At 73.4% G+C, this 2,045-nt stretch carries 1 protein-coding gene; it reads right to left on the bottom strand.

Features of this window, described 5'->3' with window-relative positions; genetic code table 11:
* Window positions 1-1,986 (bottom strand): hydantoinase/oxoprolinase family protein (locus ACWF94_RS39470; protein WP_453499954.1); only part of this gene is annotated, 1,986 nt, incomplete at its 3' end.
* Between the last annotated feature and the right edge of the window lie 59 nt (window positions 1,987-2,045).

Genomic DNA, 2,045 nt, shown 5'->3' with positions numbered 1-2,045 from the left:
GAGGGGTACGTCCCGGTGGGTGCCGTCCACGAACAGCTTGACGGAGACCGCGGGGCGCCGGGGCGTGGCCGCTCCCCCGCCCACCCGCTCCCCCGTGGCTCCGCCGCCCCCGCTCACTTCGGCGGCTTCCCCGCCCCCGTACTCGCCCGCGATGGGGGCGCCCGGCTCCGCCGCCGTCCCGACCGCCTCGACGGAGACGGCCTCCACGACGACCGGCTTCTCCATCGTGAACGCGTAGCGCGTCCGGTGGGCCGAGGTGAAGGCTTCCCGCATGGCGTCGGCGGTGTCCAGGGGCACGGGCAGGCTCGCGTCGGTGCCCGCGTAGCGGAGCAGTACGCGCGCGTGCGTCGTGATGGCGCTGTCGGGGATGTGGTCGGCGCGCAGGTCGGCGCGGGTGCGGGCGGCGAGTTCGGCGCAGAGGGCGCGTACCCGGGTGAGGGTGTCCCCGGTCAGCTCCGCCTCCACGGACCGCTCGCGCATGGCGGTGGCGTCGGCGAGCCCGATGCCGTACGCGGAGAGCACCCCGGCCAGCGGCGGCACGATGACGGTCGTGACACCGAGCGCGTCGGCGACCGCGCAGGCGTGCTGTCCGCCCGCGCCGCCGAAGGAGTTGAGGGCGTAGCGGGTGATGTCATGGCCGCGCTGTACGGAGATCTTCTTGACCGCGTTGGCCATGTTGAGGACGGCGATCTCCAGGAAGCCCGCAGCGACCTCCTCGGGGGTACGCGTCTTCCCGGACCCCGACCCGGACCCCGACCCGGACCCGGACCCGGCGCGGACGCGGGCGGCGAGCGCGGTGAAGCGTTCGCGTACGGTCCCGTCGTCGAGCCGCTGGTCGCCGCCGGGGCCGAAGACGGCGGGGAAGTGGGCCGGCTGGATGCGGCCGAGCATCACATTGGCGTCGGTGACGGTGAGCGGGCCGCCGCGCCGGTAGCAGGCGGGCCCCGGGACGGCTCCGGCGGAGTCGGGTCCCACCCGGTAGCGGTGCCCGTCGAAGTGGAGCACCGAGCCGCCGCCCGCAGCCACGGTGTGGATGTTCATCATGGGGGCGCGCATCCGCACGCCCGCGACCTGGGTGCCCAGCTCGCGTTCGAACTCGCCCGCGTAGTGCGAGACATCGGTCGACGTACCGCCCATGTCGAAGCCGATGACCCGGTCGTAACCGGCCTCGGCGGCGGTCCGCGCCATGCCGACGACACCGCCCGCGGGCCCCGACAGGACGGCGTCCTTGCCCCGGAAGTGGGCGGCTTCGCGCAGTCCGCCGTTGGACTGCATGAACATCAGGCGGATGCCGTCGAGTTCGGCCGCGACCTCGTCGACGTACCGGCGCAGGATCGGTGAGAGATAGGCGTCCACGACGGTCGTGTCGCCGCGCGGGACGAGTTTGATCAGCGGGCTGACCTCGTGGGAACAGCTGATCTGCGTGAAGCCGAGTTCGCGGGCGGCGTCGGCGATACGGGTCTCGTGGCCGGGGTGGCGGTAGCCGTGCATCAGGACGACGGCCGCGCTGCGGAAGCCGTCGGCGTGGGCCCTTCGGAGCCGTGCGGTGACCGCCGCGAGATCGAGGGGCCGGACGACGGTGCCGTGGGCGTCGACGCGTTCGGGGGCCTCGACGACCCGTTCGTACACCGCTTCGGGGAGCACGATACGGCGGTCGAAGATCCGCGGGCGGTTCTGATAGGCGATACGGAGCGCGTCCCCGAAGCCCTCCGTGATGACGAGGACCGTCGGCTCGCCGCGGCGCTCCAGGAGGGCGTTCGTGGCGACCGTCGTGCCCATCCTGACGCAGGCCACCCGGTCGGCGGGAACGGGGTCGCCCGGCTCGGTGCCCAGCAGCAGCCGGATACCCGCGACGGCGGCGTCGGGGTATCGCTCGGGGTTGTGGGAGAGCAGCTTGCGGGTGACGAGCCGGCCGTCGGGACGTTTGCCCACGATGTCGGTGAAGGTACCGCCACGGTCGATCCAGAATTCCCAGCGCCCGCTCATGCGCCCATTCTGGCAAGCGGAGGGGGCGGGCGCGCGCCCTTCCGGCTGCCGGTGACGCC

This window comes from Streptomyces sp. NPDC055078, assembly GCF_053607985.1.
This window is presented reverse-complemented; position numbering and strand designations above follow the sequence as displayed.